The organism is Propioniciclava sinopodophylli (genome assembly GCF_004324755.1).
Classification (GTDB): Bacteria; Actinomycetota; Actinomycetes; order Propionibacteriales; family Propionibacteriaceae; genus Propioniciclava; species Propioniciclava sinopodophylli.
Window position 1 is genome coordinate 13938 of the sequence record NZ_SDMQ01000004.1, and the last position, 17413, is coordinate 31350.

A 17413-nucleotide genomic window follows, 5' to 3' on the forward strand; every position below is an offset into this window, starting at 1 on the left:
CTGACTCCATGGCGAACCTGACGATCTCGGTCGACGAGTCCGTGCTGCGCCGTGCCCGGATCCGGGCGCTCCAGCGCAACGAGTCCGTCAACCGCCACCTGGCGGAAACCTTGGAGCGCTACGCCGACGGTTCGGACCAGAGCGCCGTCGAGGAGGTCATCAGTCTGGCCCGGACGCTGCGTACCGGCCGTACCGCCCACGCCGGCGAGGGGCGCGGCTGGACCCGCGACGAGTTGCACCGTGGCTAGGGTCTTCGTCGACACCAACGTGCTGGCCTACCTGTTCGATGACCGCGACGCGACCAAGCAGGCTCGAGCCGAGGAGGCGCTGCGCCGGGGCGACAACCTGGTGATCAGCACCCAAGTGCTCCTCGAGCTCTACTCCGTCCTGACCCGGAAGCTCTCGCCACCGCTGACGGCCGAGGAGGGCCACCAGGTGCTGGCCGGACTGCGGCGCTGGGAGGTGCTCGGCGCAGACGCCGACCTGGTGCTCACCGCGGCGCGCACGGCGTCCGAGCACCAGCTCTCGATTTGGGACGCCATGGTCGTGGAAGCGGCTCGACTCGGCGGCTGCACCGAGTTGTGGACGGAAGACCTGCAGACCGGAGCCGAGATCCGCGGCGTCCGAATCGTCAACCCGCTCGCCTGACCGGTTGCTTCCGGCTTGAAGCAAAGACCCTAGGATGGGCGACCGTGGCCCCGACCCTGCGCACGGCACGCACCGGCATCTCGCTGTTCTTCTTCACCAACGGCGCGCTGTTCGCCGGCATGTTGCCGCGCTATCCGGAGATCAAGGCGGCCTTCGAGATCTCCAACACCCAATTCGGCTTCATGGTCGCCATCGGACCGGTGGCGTCCATGCTGGCCTCGACGCTGCCCGCCCCGCTCATCCGCCGGTTCGGCGCCCAGCACGTGGCGTTGGGCGGCACGATCGTCATGGCCGCGGCGATCGCCCTGGCGGGCGTGGCCCCCGCCACCGGCCTGTTCGCCCTGTTCGCGGCGGCCCTGGCGGTCGCCGGCTTCTCCGACGCGATCGTCGACGCCGCCCAGAACGTGCACGGCGTGAAGGTCGAGGACGCCTACGGCAAGACGATCATCAACTCCCTGCACGCGTTCTGGAGCCTGGGCTCGACCACCGGCGGGGCCATCGGCGCCGCGGCGGCGGCGCTCGCGGTGCCCCTCGGCGTTCACCTGGGCGTGATGAGCGTGGTCATGGTCGGCGTCGCGGCGCTGGCCACCTGGCTGGGCCGCATTCCCGGGCACCGCGACCACGAGGAGGGCGACGCCGACGTCGCAACGGCCGTCGACCCCGCCCCCACCAAGCTGCCCAAGGGCGCCTGGGGGCTGGTGCTGCCGATGGTCGCCCTGGCCGTGGCCGGTGCGCTCGCCGAGGACGTCGCAGCGAACTGGTCCGCCCTCTACCTGGTGCAGGTGGTCGGGGTGACCGTCGGCGTGGGCGGCCTGGGCTACGCCGTCATGCTGGGCGCTCAGTTCGTGGGCCGCCTCCTGGGCGACCCCGCCACCGACAGGTGGGGCCCGGTCCGCGTCATCCAGGTCGGCGGCGCCATGATCGCGCTCGGTGGCGCGCTGGTGGTGTTCGTGCCGACGGTGTGGACCGTCATGCTCGGCTACGCGCTGGCCGGCTACGGCTGCGCGACGATCGTCCCAGCCGCCTACGCGGCCGCGGGACGCCTGCCGGGCCTGCCCGAGGGAGCCGGCATCACGCTGGTGAGCTGGCTGATGCGCATCGCGTTCCTGGCCACCTCCCCGCTCATCGGGTCGGTCGCCGACCTGACGAACCTGCGTGTCAGCCTGGGCGTCCTCATGCTCGGCGGCCTGACGGTGATCGCGCTGGCGGGAGTGGTCCGGCCCGTCGACGACGACTCCTGAGCCCACAAGGGGCGACGCTGAGCCGTTCCGGACGCTGGACGCCTCGGCACCGAAGAGCCATCACACCCTGCTAGCTTGCAGTCACCATCGACGCGCCGGCTCCACCCCCGGCCCAGGCTGCAAGGACACCGCCATGCCCCGCAACCCGTTGCGCGCCGCGCTGCGCGCCGCCGTCCCCCTGATCGCCCTCGGCTTGGCCACCACCGGTTGCTCGGCCACCAACTCCCCCATCCCGTTCCTCAACCCCGGCACGTCCGGCCTGGACGCGGTCAAGCAGTCCACCGTCCAGGTCCTGGCCGACGGCGAGATCCGCAGCTTCGAGGGCTCCCAGTCCTTCCACGGCTCGGGGTCGGGATTCATCCTCGACCGCGACGGCCACATCGTCACGAACAACCACGTCGTCACCGGCGCCGGCGCGCTGCGCGTCCGCATCGGCGGCAACGCCGACGAGTACCCCGCGAAGATCGTCGGGGTCAACGAGTGCAGCGACCTGGCCGTGATCCAGCTCACCGAGAGCGTGGACGCCCCGGCCCTGGGCTGGTCCGATCGGACGCCCAACCCGCCGATGGGCGTGTACGCAGCGGGCTACCCGCTCGGCGACCCTGAGTTCACGATGACCAAGGGGATCGTGTCCAAGGCCTCGGCCGCCGGCGACACCAGCTGGGCATCGATCCGCCGCGCGATCGAGCACGACGCGTCCATCCAACCCGGCAACTCGGGTGGGCCGCTGGTCGACGAGGCCGGGCGCGTCCTGGGCGTGAACTACGCCACGGGGAACCCCGGCACGGGCACGTCGCAGTTCTTCGCGATCTCCGCCGCAGACGCCCAGCCGCTGGTCGAAACCCTCATGGGCGGCGACGAGCACTCGATCGGCGTCAACGGCAATGCGATCCGCGATGACGCCAACGGGCTGGCCGGCGTCTGGGTCGCGGGGGTCGCCGCGGGCAAGTCGGCCGCGAAAGCCGGCCTCAAGCCCGGCGACGTCATCACCCACCTCAACGGCGTCGCGCTGACCTCGGGCACCTACAAGGAGTACTGCTCGGTCCTGCGCAGCAACGACATCGACGACGCGATGGCCGTGCGTGTGCTCCGCCTCGACACCAAGGAGGTGCTCGAGGGGGAGATCAACGGTCGCGAGCTGCAGCCGGTGTTCTCCTTCGAGAACAAGCTGCAGGGCCAAGTCGCGGACTCCGGCCCGTCGGCCGGTGTCGAGACGACCGAGGTCGTCGACGACACGGGCGCGATGTCCATGCTCCTCCCGACATCGTGGTCCGACCGCAACACCGCGCCGCAGGACCTGCTGGGCATCGGGCGTCCGATGCCGTCGATCACGGCGTCCACGAACATCGCACAGCTGGACAACAACGCCGCGCCGGGCATCATGGCGGTCTACTTCACCGCTGTCGGCTCGTTCACCGCCGACCAGCTGATCGACTCGATGGTCCAAGGCGTGGGGGCCGACTGCAAGGAGACCCTGCGCGACAACTTCGACAACAACGTCGTCCAGGGTCGCTACGCGGCGGTGGAGTGCAACGGCGGCGCGACCGGCACCCTGGTCGGCATCCTGCTGGTCGCGTCCTCGGACACCGACCCCAACTCCATCCTCGTCGGCGCCGCGGCGGCGCTCACCGATGGTGACCTTCGCGCCATCGACACGGCCCTGTCGAGCTTCACGCTGAAGTAGTTCCCAGACCGCCGTCCCGGCCCCCCAATGGGTCATGCCGCGCACACGGGGCCGGACGGCGGGTCGCCTCAGTCGGAGACGTCCGCGCGGCTCGCCCCCAACCCGCAGTCGATGCGCCGGGCGATGCGGACGGCGTCCAGACGCAGATCGCGGAACATGCCTGAGATCGGGTTGGTGAACCCCGTGAACCAGAGCCCGGGCAAGGCCGGACGCCCCCCGTGCGCCGTGGGCAGCCCCCGCTCGCCGAGCACCCCGAGGTGCCCCGCGAGCGGTTCCAGGCCCGCCCGGTAGCCGGTCGCGAGCAGGATGACGTCGGGGCGCACCCGCCGGCCGCCGGCCAGCACCACGTCGTCGCCCTCGAAGCGGCGCGCCGCCCAGGCTCGAGAGCTCGCGCCATCGCCGCCGCGGCCACGACGGCCTGCTTGGTGACGGTGTAGGGCAGCTGGCGGGGCGCGACCATCAGGCCCGCCAGCGAGCCGGTGTTGAGGATCGTCCCGCTGCCCTGCCGGGTCATCACCGCGTAGGCGGCCTGCGACCCGTGCACGACGCCGAGCAGGTTAACGTCGAGGGCGCGGCGCCAGTGGCCCTCGTCGTACTCGCCGAAGGGCCCGTTCAGCAGGATGCCGGCGTTGTTGACCATGCAGTCCAGGCGTTGTGGGGGGCGAAGGGTGGGCGGCCCATGGTCACTCCGAGACGTCCGCGACCTCGGCGCCGAGCGCAGCCAGCGCCGCGTCGGCGTCGACGGTGATGCCGACCCCGTGGGCGCCCCCGCCCATCGAGATGCGACGGCCCGCGACGGCGGCGTCGGCGATGACCGGCCACGCGTCGACCCGAAGGGGGTGATGGTGCCGCGCTCGTAGCCGGTGGCCTCGCGCGCGGTGGCCGCGTCGGGCATCGACAGCCGGCTCACGCCGAGCAGCGCCCGCAGCTTGGGCCAGCTGAACTCGCGGTCGCCCGGGACGAGCACGAACACGTAGTCGTCGTCGGCCCGGCGGACCACGATCGTCTTGACCAGGTCGCGCGGCTGGATGCCGCGCGCGGCGGCGGCCTCCTCCAACGAGTTCACGCGTCCGTGGCGGGTGACCTCGTGGTCGAGCCTGAGGGCGGTGACGGCCTCGATGGCCGGCGTGGTGGCGTCGGTGGCACTCATGCGGGCAACCTACAACCCATGACGGTCATCGACGACTACCTCGCGGAGCACTCCGGCCCCCACCGCGAGCACATGGACGCCCTCCGCGCGATCATCACGCGCCTGGCCCCCGACGCGACCCAGGCGCTGGCGTGGGGGATGCCGACGTGGAAGCTCAACGGCAACCTCGTCCACATCGCGGCCGGCAAGCACCACGTGGGGCTCTACCCGGGCGGCGAGGGCGTCGAGTTCGTGCGCGACGAGCTCGTCGAACTCGGCCTGAAGTTCAGCAAAGGCGCCATCCAGCTGCCCGTGGACCGGCCGGTCCCGGTCGAGCTGGTCGAGCGGCTGGTCGCGTTCCGCGTGGCCCAGCAGGAGGCGAAGGGGCGATGACCCACCCGCTGATGTTCGACGCCGACGACCCGATCCTCGCCTCGCTGCGCGAGCTCGCGCTGTCGTTCCCCGGGGCGCAGGAGAAGGTGAGCCACGGGCGTCCGGTGTGGTTCACGCAGAACCATTTCGCCTCGTTCGGGGGTCACGTGAAGGGCTCCCATGGCGACACCTCACTCGCCCGGGCGCTGCTGTTCAAGCCGGACGCCGACCACCGCGACCTGCTGCTCGGCGACGAGCGGTTCGTCGTGCCCGCCTACGTCGGCCCGTTCGGCTGGCTGGCGATCGCCCTCGACACCTGGGAACCGAGCTGGGACGAGGTGCTCGTCCTGCTCGACGAGTCGTTCCGCATGACCGCCCCGCCCAAGCTGGTGAAGGAGCTGGATTCCCGTGCGGGCTGACCGCGCCGAGGGCTCTACTTAGACCGTCATCAAAGTAGAGCCCTCGACGTGATCCCTCGATAAGTGTCGTCGGGGCGTGCCAGAGTGACGTCATGGCGAAAGCACCCCGTACGACCTTGACGTTCCTCGGTGCCGCGAGCACGGTGACGGGCTCGAAGTACCTCCTCCAGGTGGGCGATCGGCGGCTGCTGGTCGACTCGGGCATGTTCCAGGGCGAGAAGAAGTGGCGCGAGATGAACTGGGAGCCGTTCCCTGTCGACCCGGCGTCCCTCTCCGACATCGTGCTCACCCACGCGCACATGGACCACGTGGGCTACCTACCCGCCCTCACCAAGGGCGGGTTCGACGGGCCAATCTGGTGCACCGAGGGCACCCGCCAGCTCGCCGAGATCGTGCTGCGCGACTCGGCCCACCTGCAGGAGCAGGAGGCGCAGGACGCCAACGAGCAGGGCTACTCCAAGCACGACCCGGCGCTGCCGCTCTACACGACCGAGGACGTGGAGGCCATGCTCGGCCAGTTCGTCACCCTGGAGTACGACACCGACTTCGAGCTCACCGGCAACGAGCGCCCGGGCTTCACCGCCAAGCCCGAAGAGCTGGTGACCATCCACCTCACGCGCGCGGGCCACATCCTCGGCTCCGCCTCGGTCAACCTCTGGACGCCGTCGGCGTCGGTCCTCTTCTCGGGCGACCTGGGCCGCAAGGACCACCCGGTGCTCAAGCCCCGCGAGGTGCCCGGCGGTGCGCCGTTCGTGCTGGTCGAGTCGACCTACGGCGACCGCGAGCACCCCGAGCCCGCGAACCTGCCCCACGAGGGCTTCGCCGACGTGATCCGCCGCACGATGGCGCGCGGCGGCTCGGTGGTGATCCCGGCGTTCGCGATCGACCGCACCGAGATCATCCTCAAGACGATCTCCGACATGGAGCGCGAGGGCCGCATCCCCGACGTGCCGGTGTACGTGAACTCGCCGATGGGCGTCCGGGCCCTGCGGGTCTACCAGACGCTGACCGACGAGCTGCGCGACGACCTCCACCCCGAGGACTTCGTGAAGATCCCCGACCTGACCGCGGTCGAGACCGCCGACGACTCCAAGAAGCTCACCGGGGATGGCGGCCACGGCCCGGCCGTCATCATCTCGAGCGCGGGCATGGCGACCGGCGGCCGCGTGCTGCACCACCTCGAGAAGATGCTGCCCGACCCGAAGAACGCCGTGATCCTGACCGGCTACCAGGGCGTCGGCACGCGCGGGCGCCAGCTGTCCGAGGGCGCGACGCAGATCAAGATCCGCGGCAAGTACATCCCGGTGAAGGCCGAGGTCTACCACGACCGAGAGTTCTCGGTGCACGCCGACTGCTCCGACCTGCTCGACTGGCTCCGCGAGCTCGACCCGCAGCCGCAGGAGGTCTTCTGCGTCCACGGCGAGGAGGACGCCTCGAAGGCGTTCGCCGCGCGCATCCAGTCCGACCTCGGCCTCAACGCGGTCGTGCCGCGCCACGGCGAGGTCGTGCTGCTCGACACCGACGGGGTGGAGCCGCACGTCGGCACCGGCCAGAAGAAGGCGGCCCCCGCGCCACGGCCCAAGCGGACGCCCGCCGGGCCGGCCACGCGGCGTCCGGTCTCTGCTGCCCCGACGGCCGCCGTCGGCGACCTGCCCGCGGGCAAGCTCGCCTACCGGCTGGTCACGGGCGAGCCCGCGGCCGCGTTCGACCAGGAGGTGAGCGCCGCGCTCGGCGAGGGCTACACGCTGGCCGGGTCGCCGACGCTGGCGTTCTCGGGCGAGAAGGTCATCGCCGGCCAGGCCCTGGTGTGGTCGGGGCGGGTCCCGGCCGCGGCGCCGGCAGCGCCCGCATCCCAAGCCGTCGCCGTGACCGCCGAGACCGGCGAGCCGGCCGACGGGGCCGATCCCGACGGCACGACGCGCGTGGACCGGCCCGAGCCGGTGGGCCAGGAGGACTGACCGGTCGGGTTGGGCGTCTGGGCCGTGCCCGGGCGCCCGGCACCCGCGTCCCGAGGGGAGTGCTCCCCACCCGAACCGTCGGTCGGGAGCGTTAGGGTCGTGCCATGACTTGGACCACCCCCTCAGTCCCGGCCGCTGGCGGCCACGCCCTGCTCCCCCACGGCCCGCTCACCCTCGGCGACATCGTCGGCGGCGCGTGGCGCGTCTACAAGGCCCGGTTCGGGCTCTTCCTGAAGCTCCTGCTGATGCCGTTCCTGATCATGTTCGGCGCCACCCTGGTCTTCGGCCTCGTCATCGCGGCGATGGTGCTGGCCGACCCGCGCGGCGGGCAGCAGGCCACCCCGGCCGTCATCGGCCTGGGCATCCTCTTCTACATCGCCATGCTGGCGATCTCGCTGCTGGTGTACGTCTACCAGGGTCGCACGGTGATCGGGGGCATCGACCTGGCCACCGGGCGGGCCAACCCGACCAGCGCCAACCTCGCCGAGCGCACGCGCGGCATGCTCGGCCGCGTCTTCATCCTGATGCTGATCGCCTTCGCCGCGAGCATCGTCCTGGTCGTGGCGCTCATCGCGGTGATGGTGCCGATCGGCATGGCCGCCGACTCCGACAGCGGCAGCGCCAACGGCGCGAGCATCCTGCTCGGGTTCGTGTTCCTGACCGCGGTGTACGTGGGCGCGATCTGGCTCATGATCAAGGTCGTCTACACGATCCCGGCCATGGCCGAGGAGGGGCTCGACGCGATCCCCTCGATCAAGCGGTCGTTCCAGCTCACCAAGGGTGCGTTCTGGAAGACGTTCGGCTACCAGCTCGTGCTCGGCCTCATCGGCATGGCGCTGTTCCTGGTGCCCTACTTCGTGATGATGGGGGCGGCCTTCGCCCTGGCCCAGTCGCAGGGGCAGAACTCCGCGGCCGCGCTGACCGGCATGGGCTTCGCGCTGCTCGTCCTGTACGCCGTGCTGCTGCTGTACGTGCCCTACCAGTACATCTTCACCGGTCTGATGTACCTGAGCCGCACCCGTGAGCGCGGCGAGGTCCGCTCGGTGTGGGGTGCGGGCGCCAACGGCCAGAACCCGCCGTACGGCCAGCAGGGCTACCCGCAGCAGGGCTACCCGCAGCAGGGCTACCCGCAGCAGGGCTACCCGCAGCAGGGCCCGGGCTCAACCCCGCAGGGCTGACGGCTTCTTCACGTCGAGGATCTTCGCGGCACGTGCCAGCAGCTTGACGAGCTTCTCGGCCTCCTTGGGGCCGAGTTGCTCGGCAAGCGCATCCTCGACGCGCGTGGCCGCGGCCTGCTCGAGGCGCGCCCGTTCCCTCGGGGCCAGGTCGGCCCAGCGGGATCGGGCGTCCTTCGGGTTCTTTTCCCACTTGATCGCGCCCCGCTCGGTGAGCTTCGCCAAGGTCGACGAGACGTGGGACTGGGCGAACCCCGTCCGCTGGGTGATCTCCCGCACGGCGCTGCGGCCGTTCAGCAGAAGGTCGTCCAGGATGGCCAGCTCGCCCGGAGTGGTGCCCTTCTCGGCGTCCGCGTGGGTCAGGTCCCCGGCCAGGCCGGAGAGGCGGCGCCCGAGTTGGTGCAGGGTGGCGGCTCTCATGGAGCCAAGTATATCCATCGTTGCCGATCCATCGCCAACGATGTAAAGTTGGGCGTCGCACGCACCACACCCCGACCTAGGAGCGCACCACACCATGGGCCGCTACGACCTGACCACCACCAAGGTGGGCCAACTGCTCGACGACCCGGCCGCCGTCGCCGTCCTCGAACGCCGCTACCCCGGCCTCACCAGCCAGCCGATGGTGTCCATGCTGAAGGGCATGGTCGCCCAGAAGGCGCTCCGGATGGCCGCCGGGTACGTCAGCGACGCCGAGGTGGCCGAGGTGCGCGCCGAGCTCGAGAGCCTCTGAGCCGGGGGCTGTCGGCAGACCACGCTGGGGCTGTGGGCGCACGACCCGGGGCCGTCGGCGGTGGCTAGGCTGGCGTGGTGTTGACCCTCACCGGATTCACCGACGAGGCGCTGACGACATTCCCCAGCCAGGCGCGGATGGCGTCCGAAGCCGGGTTGACCCACGTGGAGTTGCGGCGCGTCGGCGTCCGGCCCACACCGATCCTCAAGGCGTCACCCCGCACGGTCGATGACGCCGAGCGCGCGCTGGCCCAACACGGTCTGAAGGTCTCGTGCATCGCCACCGGCATCGGCAAAGCTCCCGTGGACGCCCCGCTCGGCCCCCAGGTCGAGGCCGTCAAGCGCGCCGCCTCGCTCGCCCACCGCTTCGGGACGCCGTGGGTGCGCACCTTCTCCTGGCACACCGCCACCCCGAACGCTGACCGCCCCCGCGTCCTCCGACAGCTCACCACCCTCGCCACCACGGCCGAGGCCGAGGGCGTGCGGCTCGTGCACGAGAACGAGAAGGGCGTCTATGGCGACACCCCCACCCGATGCCTGGAGCTGGCTACCGAGTGCGGCATCCGCCTGATCTTCGACCCGGCGAACTTCGTGCAGTGCGGCGTCCGCCCCGCCGAGGAGGCGTGGCCGCTGTTGGGCGATCACGTCGCCTACGCCCACGCCAAGGACGCCCGCGCCGACACACGCCGCGTCGTCCCGGTCGGCGAGGGCGACGGCCAGTGGCCGGCGCTGGTCGCCGAACTGAAGAAGGCCGACTGGTCGGGGTTCGTCTCGCTCGAACCCCACCTGGGACTTGGCGGACGCGGCGGCCCCATCACCCCGCGCCGCTGGGTGCGGGCACTGAACGCCCTCCGCCGCACGCTCGCCACCGCGACGTAGTGGGACCGACCGGGCGCGCCCGACCCCCGGTGGGAGGATGCAACCCATGACGTTCAGGTTCCCGGTGAGCTCACGGTTCGGCGACGAGCCGGCCGATCCGGTCGGCGACCTCTTCTCGGTGCTCAGCCGCGGCGACATCATCAGCTTCGCCGGCGGCATCCCGGACGGGGCGCTGTTCGACGTCGACCCGATCCGGGACAGCTTCGAGTTCGTGCTGGGCCGCCACGCCCGGCGCGCGCTTCAGTACGGCGCCACCCCGGGCGAGCCGGAGCTGCGGGCCGCGGCCGCCGCCCTCGTCTCGCGCCACCTGCCCACGGCCCCCGAGGACATCCTCGTCACGTCCGGCTCCCAGGAGGGCATCTACCTGTCGGCCCAGGCGCTGCTCTCCCCCGGCGACGTCGTGCTGGTCGAGGAGCCGACCTACCTCGCCGCCGTCCAGGCGTTCTCGCTCAACGGCGCCAAGCTGGTTGGCGTCGCCGCGGACGCGGAGGGCATGCTGCCCGAGGCCCTCGACGAGGCGATCGCCGAGCACGCCCCGCGGTTCGTCTACCTGATCCCGACCTTCGCCAACCCGTCCGGCAAGACCATGGGCCGCCGTCGCCGCGAGGCGATCGCCGAGATCCTCCTGCGTGCGCAGGTGGCCCTCGTCGAGGACGACCCGTACGGACAGCTGCGCTTCTCGGGCGAGCCCGTGCCGCCGATCGCCTCGCTGCCCGGCATGGCCGAGCAGACGATCCTGCTCAACTCGATGTCGAAGGTGATGGCGCCGGGCCTGCGCATCGGCTGGATGCGCGTGCAGGGCCCGCTCAAGCAGATCCTCGGCATCGCGAAGTCGGCCGTCACCCTGCAATCGCCGGCGCTGAACCAGCTCGCGATCGCGCACTACCTGACCCACCACGACCTGGACGCCCACATTGCCCGCGTCGTCGGCCCCTACCGCGAGCGCCGCGACGCCCTGCACGCCGGGCTGCTGGCGATACTGCCCGCAACGGCGACGGTCACGCGCCCCGACGGCGGCATGTTCTGCTGGGTGACGCTCGGCGATGACACCGACACCGCCCGCCTGCTGCCGGTGGCCGTCGAGGAGGGCGTCGCCTTCGTGCCCGGCTGGAGCTTCTACGCCAGCGACCCCGACCGCTCCACGATGCGGCTCAGCTACGCGACGAACTCCCCCGACACCATCGCCGAGGGCTTGGGCCGCCTCGCGGCCGCTCTGGGGCGCTGAGTCAGGCCGGAGGCACGGGGCAGGCCATACCCGAGGGGGTATCAGTTGCCACCGGGGATTGGACGCACGCCCTCCCCGGGTGTGCAATCGGGCCATGGACTTCCTTGTCGACCTCGGTGACGTGTGCGTCGCACGGGCCACGCGCGAGCACATCTCTGCGATCGAGCGGCTGCTGGCCGACGATCCCACCTCCCCTCAGCACGTCGCCACGACCAACCTGGTCAGCGACGACATGCTCGGCGAGGGCCCCCAGGGCGCCGACCTCGAGGAGGCGTTCGCCCGCATCGACGCCGACCCTAACCAGGACCTGTTCGTCGTCCTCGATGACGGTGACCGCGCCATCGGCACCATGCAGCTCTCGCTGCTGCCGACCATGGCGCGCGGCGGCGGCATCCGGGGCGTCGTCACCGGGGCCCGCATCCGGGCCGGCGCCGACAGCATCATCATCGCCCGCCGTGTGGTCGGCTGGCTGGCCGAGCACGCGCGCGAGCGCGGCGCGCGCGTCCTCATCATCATCACCGACAAGAACCGCGCGCACATCCACGGCTTCTACACCACGATGGGCTTCCGCCAGAGCCACGAGGGGCTCGTCCTGCCCCTGTGAGGGCCCCGGTCCTACTCGGGGAGTGGCGCCTCCAGGTTCACGCGGACGTTCTGGTCCTCCGGGTAGCGCTCACCGACGATCTCGATCGCGTCCGCGGCGCGGGTGATCTCGTCGACCTGCCCGGGCGACAGCACGATGTCGGCGGCGGCAGTGTTCTCCTCCAGGCGCGCGACGCGCTTGGTGCCCGGGATCGGCACGATCCACGGCTTGCGGGCCAGCAGCCAGCCCAGCGCGACCTGGGCGGGGGTGGCGCCCATGGCGTCCGCCACGCCCTTGAGCACGTCGACGAGCGCCAGGTTGGCCTCGAGCGCCTCGCCCTGGAAGCGAGGCGTGGCCGCGCGGAGGTCCGTCTCCCCGAACTGGGTGTCGGCCGAGATCGCGCCGGTCAGGAAGCCCTTGCCGAGCGGGCTGTACGGCACGAGCCCGATGCCGAGCTCCTCCAGCACGGGGATGACGTCGGCCTCGCGGTCCCGCCACCACAGCGAGTACTCGCTCTGCACCGCCGCGACCGGGTGCACGGCGTGCGCGCGGCGGATCGTGCCGGCCGCCGCCTCGGACAGGCCCAAGTGCAGCACCTTGCCCTCGTCGATGAGCTCGGACACGGCGCCCGCGACGTCCTCGATCGGCACCGTGAGGTCGACGCGGTGCTGGTAGTAGAGGTCGATGTGGTCGGTGCGCAAGCGGCGCAGCGAGCCCTCCACGGCCTGCCTGATGTGCCCGGGACGGCTGTTGGTGCCGAGGTTGTTGCCGTCGGCGTCGAACTCGAAGGCGAACTTGGTGGCGATCTTCACCTGGTCGCGGACGGGCTCGAGCGCCTCGCCGACGATGTCCTCGTTGGCGAAGGGGCCGTAGACCTCGGCGGTGTCGAAGAAGGTGACGCCGAGCTCGACCGCCCGCCGGATCACGGCGATGCTGTCGGCGCGGTCGGGCGGGCTGTCGGCGTAGGCGCCGGTGAAGCTCATACAGCCGAGGCCCAGGGCGGAGACGGTGAGGCCGTCACCGAGGGTGCGCTGGCGCATGGGAGGTTCCTCTCATTGGGATGGGGCCAGGGGGCCGGTCAGGCCCAGGTGGTGGAAGGCGTGGGCGAGGCCATCCTCGTCGACGGGACGGGTGACGAACGTCGCCACCGCCTTGAGCTCGTCAGGCGCCTGCCCCATGGCGACGCCGGTGCCGCAGGCGCGCAGCAGCTCGATGTCGCTGCGGGCGTCGCCGAAGCCGACGAGGTCGGACGCCGTGGCCCCCAGGTGTTCGGCCAGCAGCCGGACCGCGTGCCCCTTGTGGACGCCGACCTGGCCGACCTCGCCGAACTCCGGCCCCGACCCGGTCAGCGACCACGTGTCGACCTGGACGCCCGCGCCCAGCTCGGCGGCCAGCGCGTCGAGGTCGACGTCGTCGCGCAGCACGAAGCTGATCTTGTTGGTGTCGGAGCGCCACGGGGCATCCGGGCCGGCGCCCTCGATGGCGCCGAGGATCAGGTCGGGCATCGCGGCGGTGACCATCGCGAGGGTCTCCTCGCGGGGGCCGTCGTAGAGCGCCGCGACGGCGGGGAGCAGGTCGTCGGTGCCGTACAGCCCCGCGTTGCACTCGATGTAGAACGGGAGCCCCTTGCCGAGCAGCCAGTCCACGGCGGCGCCCACGGCGTCCGGGTCGAGCACCTGGTGCAGCAGCACCGCGCCGTCGGACTCGACGTAGGAGCCGTTGCCGCCGATTATGCCGTGCAGCCCGAGGTCCCAGAGTTCGGGGTAGACCTCGGCCCTGGCACGGCCGGTGCAGGCGTACAGGCGGTGCCCGGCGGCGACGGCGGCGCGGACGGCGGCCTCGGCCGAGGGGGGCAGGTGGGTGGTGTGGTCGACGAGTGTGCCGTCGATGTCGAGCAGGAGGATCACTTCTCGGGCTTTCCGATGCTGGCCGCCTGCGTGAGGCGGGCGACGTGGAGGGTGAGGTACGAGATCTCGTCCTCGGTGATGGGCTGGCCCAGGCGCAGCTCGAGGATGTCGGCCACCCGCCGGGCGCAGCGGTGGGCGTCCGGGTAGGCGGTGGCGATGGCGTCCAGGAAGGAGGTGGGGTGGTCCTGGACCTGCTCCTCGCTGTGCACGCGGACGAAGAAGTAGCGCAGGTGGGTGATGAAGCGGGCCACGTTGACCAAGTCGCGGTCCAGCGGTTGGCTGAACGCTCCCTCGATCACCTCGAAGACCTGCGAGAACATGCCGGCCTTGTCGGCGAGCGACTCGTCCTTGAGCTTCAGGCGCAGGCGGGTGGCGCAGTGCGCCATCGAGACGATGTTCACCTCGCCGCCGACCTTCTCCAAGATCTGTGGTGCGAGTGCCTTGTAATCCACGGAGCCCATCGTTGGGTCCTCTCTCTTTGTGGGGAAACGCAAAAAAGGCCCGAGGCGCACGGGTGTGCGTCTCAGGCCTTGCCTCAACAGCTGAGTAACAATCCTGGGAGCCCGTCGAGGGGCTCACGTCCTCACGGTAAGCCGAGAACGCCGACGGGCGCAACCCCCCGCGTGGGGTGTTGCCACCCCTTGCGTCGGGGTCCCTCCGCGCGGGCTGAGGGCCCTGAGGTGCGCGCGAAGCGAGCCTCGAAGGGCTGGCACCGCACAGACGCACCCCGAAAGTGAATCTGCACCTGCTCCAGCGGGTGCGGATGCACTTTCGAGGTGCATCGACGCGAAAGACCACCACCCCACGAACCGTTGGCGTCCGGCGACCCGACGTTGCGGGTGGTCTCGACAGGCTCGCCCAACCGGGTTGACGACGGCGCCATCCGGCGTACACTTCGAACTGACTGACGGTCAGTCGGATGAGGTGGACCATGGCACGCAGGGTTTCCAAGCGTCCCGACGTCCGGCGTGACGAGATGATGGACGCCGCGCTCCGGCTCTGCATCGACGTCGGCTACGAGCGCCTGTCCATCGACCAGGTGACGCAGGCGGTCGGGGTGGCGAAGGGCACGTTCTACTACCACTTCCCCTCCAGGACCGCCCTGCTGCTGGCGCTCGTCGACCGCTGGGTGGACGAGCTCTTCGAAGGACTCGAGGCACGGGCGCCCCACCTGGAGGGCACCGGAGCGGAGCGCTTCCGCCAGCTCATGCAGCTGTCGGCCCAGTGGAAGCTGGCCCGCGTCGACTCGGCGCTGGCGTCCATCCCGCTGCTCTACAAGCCGGAGAACCTCGAACTGCGCCACAGGCTCTTCGACTCATGGACCGCCCGCATGCGCCACCTGTTCCTGCCGCTGGTCGAGATGGGGCACGACGACGGCAGCCTGGCCGTCGACGATCCGGGAGCGACGGTCGACGTCGTGCTGGCGATGATGGTCGACGGGTCGGCCCGCCTGACCGACCGCGCGTTCGCCGCCGACACCGAGGACGAGTACCTCCAGCTCCTCACGACCGGCCTGCCCGCGCTGATGACCGCCACCGAGCGGGTGCTGGGCGCCGCGCCCGACACGTTCGCGATCCCCGGCGACTTCACCGAGACCTACCGCGCCATGCGCGGCCCCTTCCTCGCCGCCCTCGGCCGCGACCCGGCCGACTCACCCCACCCCACCCAGGAGGACTGACATGACCAGGCGTCGCGTCATCGCCATTGCGGTCGTCGCCGCGCTCGCCCTCGCCCTCGGCGGCGGCTGGTGGTACTCCAAGCAGGCCGCGCGCACGACGGTCGCCACGGCCACGGCGTCCACCCAGCCGCTTGTCGTCACGGTGAACGCCAAGGGGACCATCACCCCGGACGCCCAGGCGTCCGTCACCGCCCCCGTCGCCGGGACGCTGGGGTCCGTCGCCGTCACCGACGGGCAGTTTGTCGAGGCCGGGCAGGTGCTCGGCGCGATGGACGCAGCACCGCTCGACCGGGCCGTCGCGCAGGCCGAGGCACAGTACGCGGCCGCCCGCGCGATGCCGACGGGATCCGACCGGTTGAACCGCTCCCGCGACGCGGCCACCCACGCCGCCCAGCTCGCCCTCGACCAGGCCCGCGCCGACCGGGAGCGCGCCGAGCTGACGGCCCCCGTGGCGGGCACGGTGCAGTTCACGTCGCTCTCGCTGGCGCCCGGCCTGCCGGCGCTCTTCACCACCGCGGCGGGCGTCGCTGTCACCGAGGGCATGACCCTGTTCTCCATCGTCGACCCGGCCTCGCTGCGCTTCGAAGCTCAGGTCGACGAGTCCGACATCGCGGGCGTCGCGGTGGACATGCCGGCCAGCGTCCACCTGGACGCCTTCGCCGGCACCGCGTTCACGGGCACCGTCGAGTCGGTGCGCCCGGTCGCGGTGACCACCTCGACCGGCGGCGTCGCGTTCCGCACCGTCATCCGCGTGGACCACGCCGGCAAGGCCCTGATGAACGGCATGACCGGCGACGCCGACATCGCCACCGCCGCGATCCCGGATGCCCTCGTGGTGCCCGTCCAGGCCGTCGTGGCGGACGGCTCGAAGCGCTACGTCTGGGTCGTCGACGGCGACACGGTTCGCCGCGCCGACGTCAGCGTGGGGCCGTCCACCGACACGCTCACCCAGGTCACCGCAGGGTTGGACGCCGGCGTCCGGGTCGCCACGACCAACCTCTCCGACCTCACCGAGGGGGCGAGGGTCCATGCCACCCCCTGACACCATCGAGCGCCCCATCGTCGAGACCGTCGAACTCGTCAAGACCTACGGCATCGAGCCCAACCCCGTGCACGCGCTGGCGGGTGTCAGCCTGAGGGTGCGCCCGGGCCAGTTCGTCGCGGTGATGGGACCCTCGGGCTGCGGCAAGTCGACGCTGCTCAACCTCATCGGCGGCCTCGACACCCCCACTGCGGGGCGCGTCGCCATCGACGGCATCGACATCGCAAGCCTTCCCGACGACGACCTCACGACCCTGCGCCGGCGTCGGCTGGGCTTCGTGTTCCAGTTCTTCAACCTCATCCCCGTGCTGGACGCCACGGAGAACGCCGCGCTCCCCCTCACCCTCGACGGGGCGCCGGACGCCGCGGCGCGCGCGCAGACGTGGCTGCGCCAGGTGGGCCTCGGTGACCGGCTCACCCACCGGCCCGACCAGCTCTCCGGTGGCCAGCAGCAGCGGGTCGCGGTGGCTCGCGCCCTGGCGACCGACCCGGCGCTGGTGCTGGCCGACGAGCCGACGGGCAACCTCGACTCGGCCTCGGGCACCGAGATCGCCGAGCTGCTCGCGACCGTGGCGTCCGAGTGGGGACGCGCGGTGCTGATGGTGACCCACGACCCGCGGATCGCGTCCTACGCCGACCGGCTCGTGCTGATGCGCGACGGCCGCATCGTCGACGACCTGGCCCTCGACGGGCGCCGCGAGGCCGCCCGCGACGCCATGGACCGCGCCGGGATGCTCTGATCCGC

At 71.5% G+C, this 17413-nt stretch carries 21 protein-coding genes and 2 pseudogenes; 16 read left to right on the top strand and 7 right to left on the bottom strand.

The genetic code is table 11. The features are described 5' to 3' along the window. Positions 1-8: 8 nt before the first annotated feature. From ET989_RS14815 to ET989_RS05200, 4 genes are all read left to right on the top strand, one after another. Complete coding sequence (locus ET989_RS14815; RefSeq protein WP_165490041.1) at positions 9-248, top strand: hypothetical protein; 240 nt, start codon at positions 9-11, stop codon at positions 246-248. Beyond that, complete coding sequence (locus tag ET989_RS05190) at positions 241-648, top strand: PIN domain-containing protein (RefSeq protein ID WP_165490042.1); 408 nt, start codon at positions 241-243, stop codon at positions 646-648. Before ET989_RS14815 ends, ET989_RS05190 begins: the two co-directional genes overlap by 8 nt. Positions 649-692: 44 nt before the next feature. Further along, complete coding sequence (locus ET989_RS05195) at positions 693-1889, top strand: MFS transporter (RefSeq protein ID WP_131167504.1); 1197 nt, start codon at positions 693-695, stop codon at positions 1887-1889. A gap of 133 nt (positions 1890-2022) precedes the next feature. Beyond that, positions 2023-3573 carry a S1C family serine protease gene (locus tag ET989_RS05200; RefSeq protein ID WP_131167505.1) on the top strand — a complete coding sequence of 517 codons (1551 nt, stop codon included), beginning with the start codon at positions 2023-2025 and terminating at the stop codon, positions 3571-3573. A 68-nt stretch (positions 3574-3641) separates the two neighbouring features. Here ET989_RS05200 and ET989_RS15455 read toward each other — a convergent pair whose 3' ends face one another. The 3 genes and pseudogenes from ET989_RS15455 to ET989_RS15460 form a co-directional block, all read right to left on the bottom strand. Beyond that, on the bottom strand, positions 3642-3920 hold the full coding sequence (locus ET989_RS15455; RefSeq protein ID WP_165490039.1) for a hypothetical protein: 279 nt from the start codon (positions 3918-3920) through the stop codon (positions 3642-3644). Positions 3921-3976: 56 nt separating this feature from the next. Then, positions 3977-4294, bottom strand: a pseudogene (locus ET989_RS15950) (SDR family oxidoreductase); the annotation flags it as partial. Positions 4295-4459: 165 nt separating this feature from the next. Beyond that, positions 4460-4639 (bottom strand): annotated as a pseudogene (locus tag ET989_RS15460) (aminoacyl-tRNA deacylase); the annotation flags it as partial. Here ET989_RS15460 and ET989_RS15465 point away from each other — a divergent pair. From ET989_RS15465 to ET989_RS05230, 5 genes are all read left to right on the top strand, one after another. Continuing rightward, positions 4581-4745, top strand: coding sequence for a hypothetical protein (locus tag ET989_RS15465; protein ID WP_241656231.1), 165 nt, complete (start codon positions 4581-4583; stop codon positions 4743-4745). The pseudogene ET989_RS15460 and the gene ET989_RS15465 overlap by 59 nt on opposite strands. Continuing rightward, positions 4742-5095, top strand: a complete 354-nt coding sequence (locus ET989_RS05215) for an iron chaperone (RefSeq protein WP_131167507.1) — start codon at positions 4742-4744, stop codon at positions 5093-5095. Before ET989_RS15465 ends, ET989_RS05215 begins: the two co-directional genes overlap by 4 nt. Further along, positions 5092-5493 (top strand): MmcQ/YjbR family DNA-binding protein, encoded by a 402-nt coding sequence (locus tag ET989_RS05220; protein WP_131167508.1) that lies wholly within the window; start codon positions 5092-5094, stop codon positions 5491-5493. Before ET989_RS05215 ends, ET989_RS05220 begins: the two co-directional genes overlap by 4 nt. A 92-nt stretch (positions 5494-5585) precedes the next feature. Continuing rightward, complete coding sequence (locus ET989_RS05225) at positions 5586-7451, top strand: MBL fold metallo-hydrolase RNA specificity domain-containing protein (RefSeq protein ID WP_180320758.1); 1866 nt, start codon at positions 5586-5588, stop codon at positions 7449-7451. Positions 7452-7555: 104 nt separating this feature from the next. Continuing rightward, entirely contained in the window at positions 7556-8629 is a 1074-nt protein-coding gene (locus ET989_RS05230) for a proline-rich domain-containing protein (protein WP_131167509.1), read from the top strand. Here the strand turns inward: ET989_RS05230 and ET989_RS05235 are convergent. Next, entirely contained in the window at positions 8612-9046 is a 435-nt protein-coding gene (locus tag ET989_RS05235) for a MarR family winged helix-turn-helix transcriptional regulator (RefSeq protein ID WP_165490043.1), read from the bottom strand. The two genes, ET989_RS05230 and ET989_RS05235, sit on opposite strands and share 18 nt — an antisense overlap. A 94-nt stretch (positions 9047-9140) precedes the next feature. Here ET989_RS05235 and ET989_RS05240 point away from each other — a divergent pair, with 94 nt between their 5' ends. The 4 genes from ET989_RS05240 to ET989_RS05255 all read left to right on the top strand — a co-directional run bounded on the left by ET989_RS05240 (position 9141) and on the right by ET989_RS05255 (position 12063). Further along, complete coding sequence (locus tag ET989_RS05240) at positions 9141-9356, top strand: hypothetical protein (protein ID WP_131167511.1); 216 nt, start codon at positions 9141-9143, stop codon at positions 9354-9356. A gap of 77 nt (positions 9357-9433) precedes the next feature. Continuing rightward, complete coding sequence (locus ET989_RS05245) at positions 9434-10234, top strand: sugar phosphate isomerase/epimerase family protein (protein ID WP_131167512.1); 801 nt, start codon at positions 9434-9436, stop codon at positions 10232-10234. A 46-nt stretch (positions 10235-10280) separates the two neighbouring features. Beyond that, a complete protein-coding gene (locus tag ET989_RS05250) occupies positions 10281-11459 on the top strand; it encodes an aminotransferase-like domain-containing protein (protein WP_206662236.1) in 1179 nt (392 codons plus the stop codon). Between the two features lie 94 nt (positions 11460-11553). Next, positions 11554-12063 carry a GNAT family N-acetyltransferase gene (locus tag ET989_RS05255; protein WP_131167514.1) on the top strand — a complete coding sequence of 170 codons (510 nt, stop codon included), beginning with the start codon at positions 11554-11556 and terminating at the stop codon, positions 12061-12063. A gap of 11 nt (positions 12064-12074) precedes the next feature. Here the strand turns inward: ET989_RS05255 and ET989_RS05260 are convergent, their stop codons facing one another. The 3 genes from ET989_RS05260 to ET989_RS05270 are packed head-to-tail and all read right to left on the bottom strand — an operon-like array spanning position 12075 to position 14401. After that, a complete protein-coding gene (locus tag ET989_RS05260) occupies positions 12075-13082 on the bottom strand; it encodes an aldo/keto reductase (RefSeq protein ID WP_131167515.1) in 1008 nt (335 codons plus the stop codon). Between the two features lie 12 nt (positions 13083-13094). Further along, entirely contained in the window at positions 13095-13949 is an 855-nt protein-coding gene (locus tag ET989_RS05265; RefSeq protein WP_131167516.1) for a Cof-type HAD-IIB family hydrolase, read from the bottom strand. Then, the gene (locus ET989_RS05270) at positions 13946-14401 is read right to left on the bottom strand and encodes a PTS sugar transporter subunit IIB (RefSeq protein WP_165490044.1); all 456 of its coding nucleotides are present in this window, start codon (positions 14399-14401) and stop codon (positions 13946-13948) included. The genes ET989_RS05265 and ET989_RS05270 overlap by 4 nt, the downstream gene beginning before the upstream one ends. A 479-nt stretch (positions 14402-14880) precedes the next feature. Between ET989_RS05270 and ET989_RS05275 the strand changes: the two genes are divergently transcribed. The 3 genes from ET989_RS05275 to ET989_RS05285 are packed head-to-tail and all read left to right on the top strand — an operon-like array spanning position 14881 to position 17408. After that, on the top strand, positions 14881-15627 hold the full coding sequence (locus ET989_RS05275) for a TetR/AcrR family transcriptional regulator (RefSeq protein WP_165490045.1): 747 nt from the start codon (positions 14881-14883) through the stop codon (positions 15625-15627). 1 nt (position 15628) lies between these two features. Beyond that, a complete protein-coding gene (locus ET989_RS05280) occupies positions 15629-16669 on the top strand; it encodes an efflux RND transporter periplasmic adaptor subunit (protein WP_131167519.1) in 1041 nt (346 codons plus the stop codon). Beyond that, entirely contained in the window at positions 16656-17408 is a 753-nt protein-coding gene (locus tag ET989_RS05285; protein WP_131167520.1) for an ABC transporter ATP-binding protein, read from the top strand. Before ET989_RS05280 ends, ET989_RS05285 begins: the two co-directional genes overlap by 14 nt. The last annotated feature ends 5 nt before the right edge of the window (positions 17409-17413 follow it).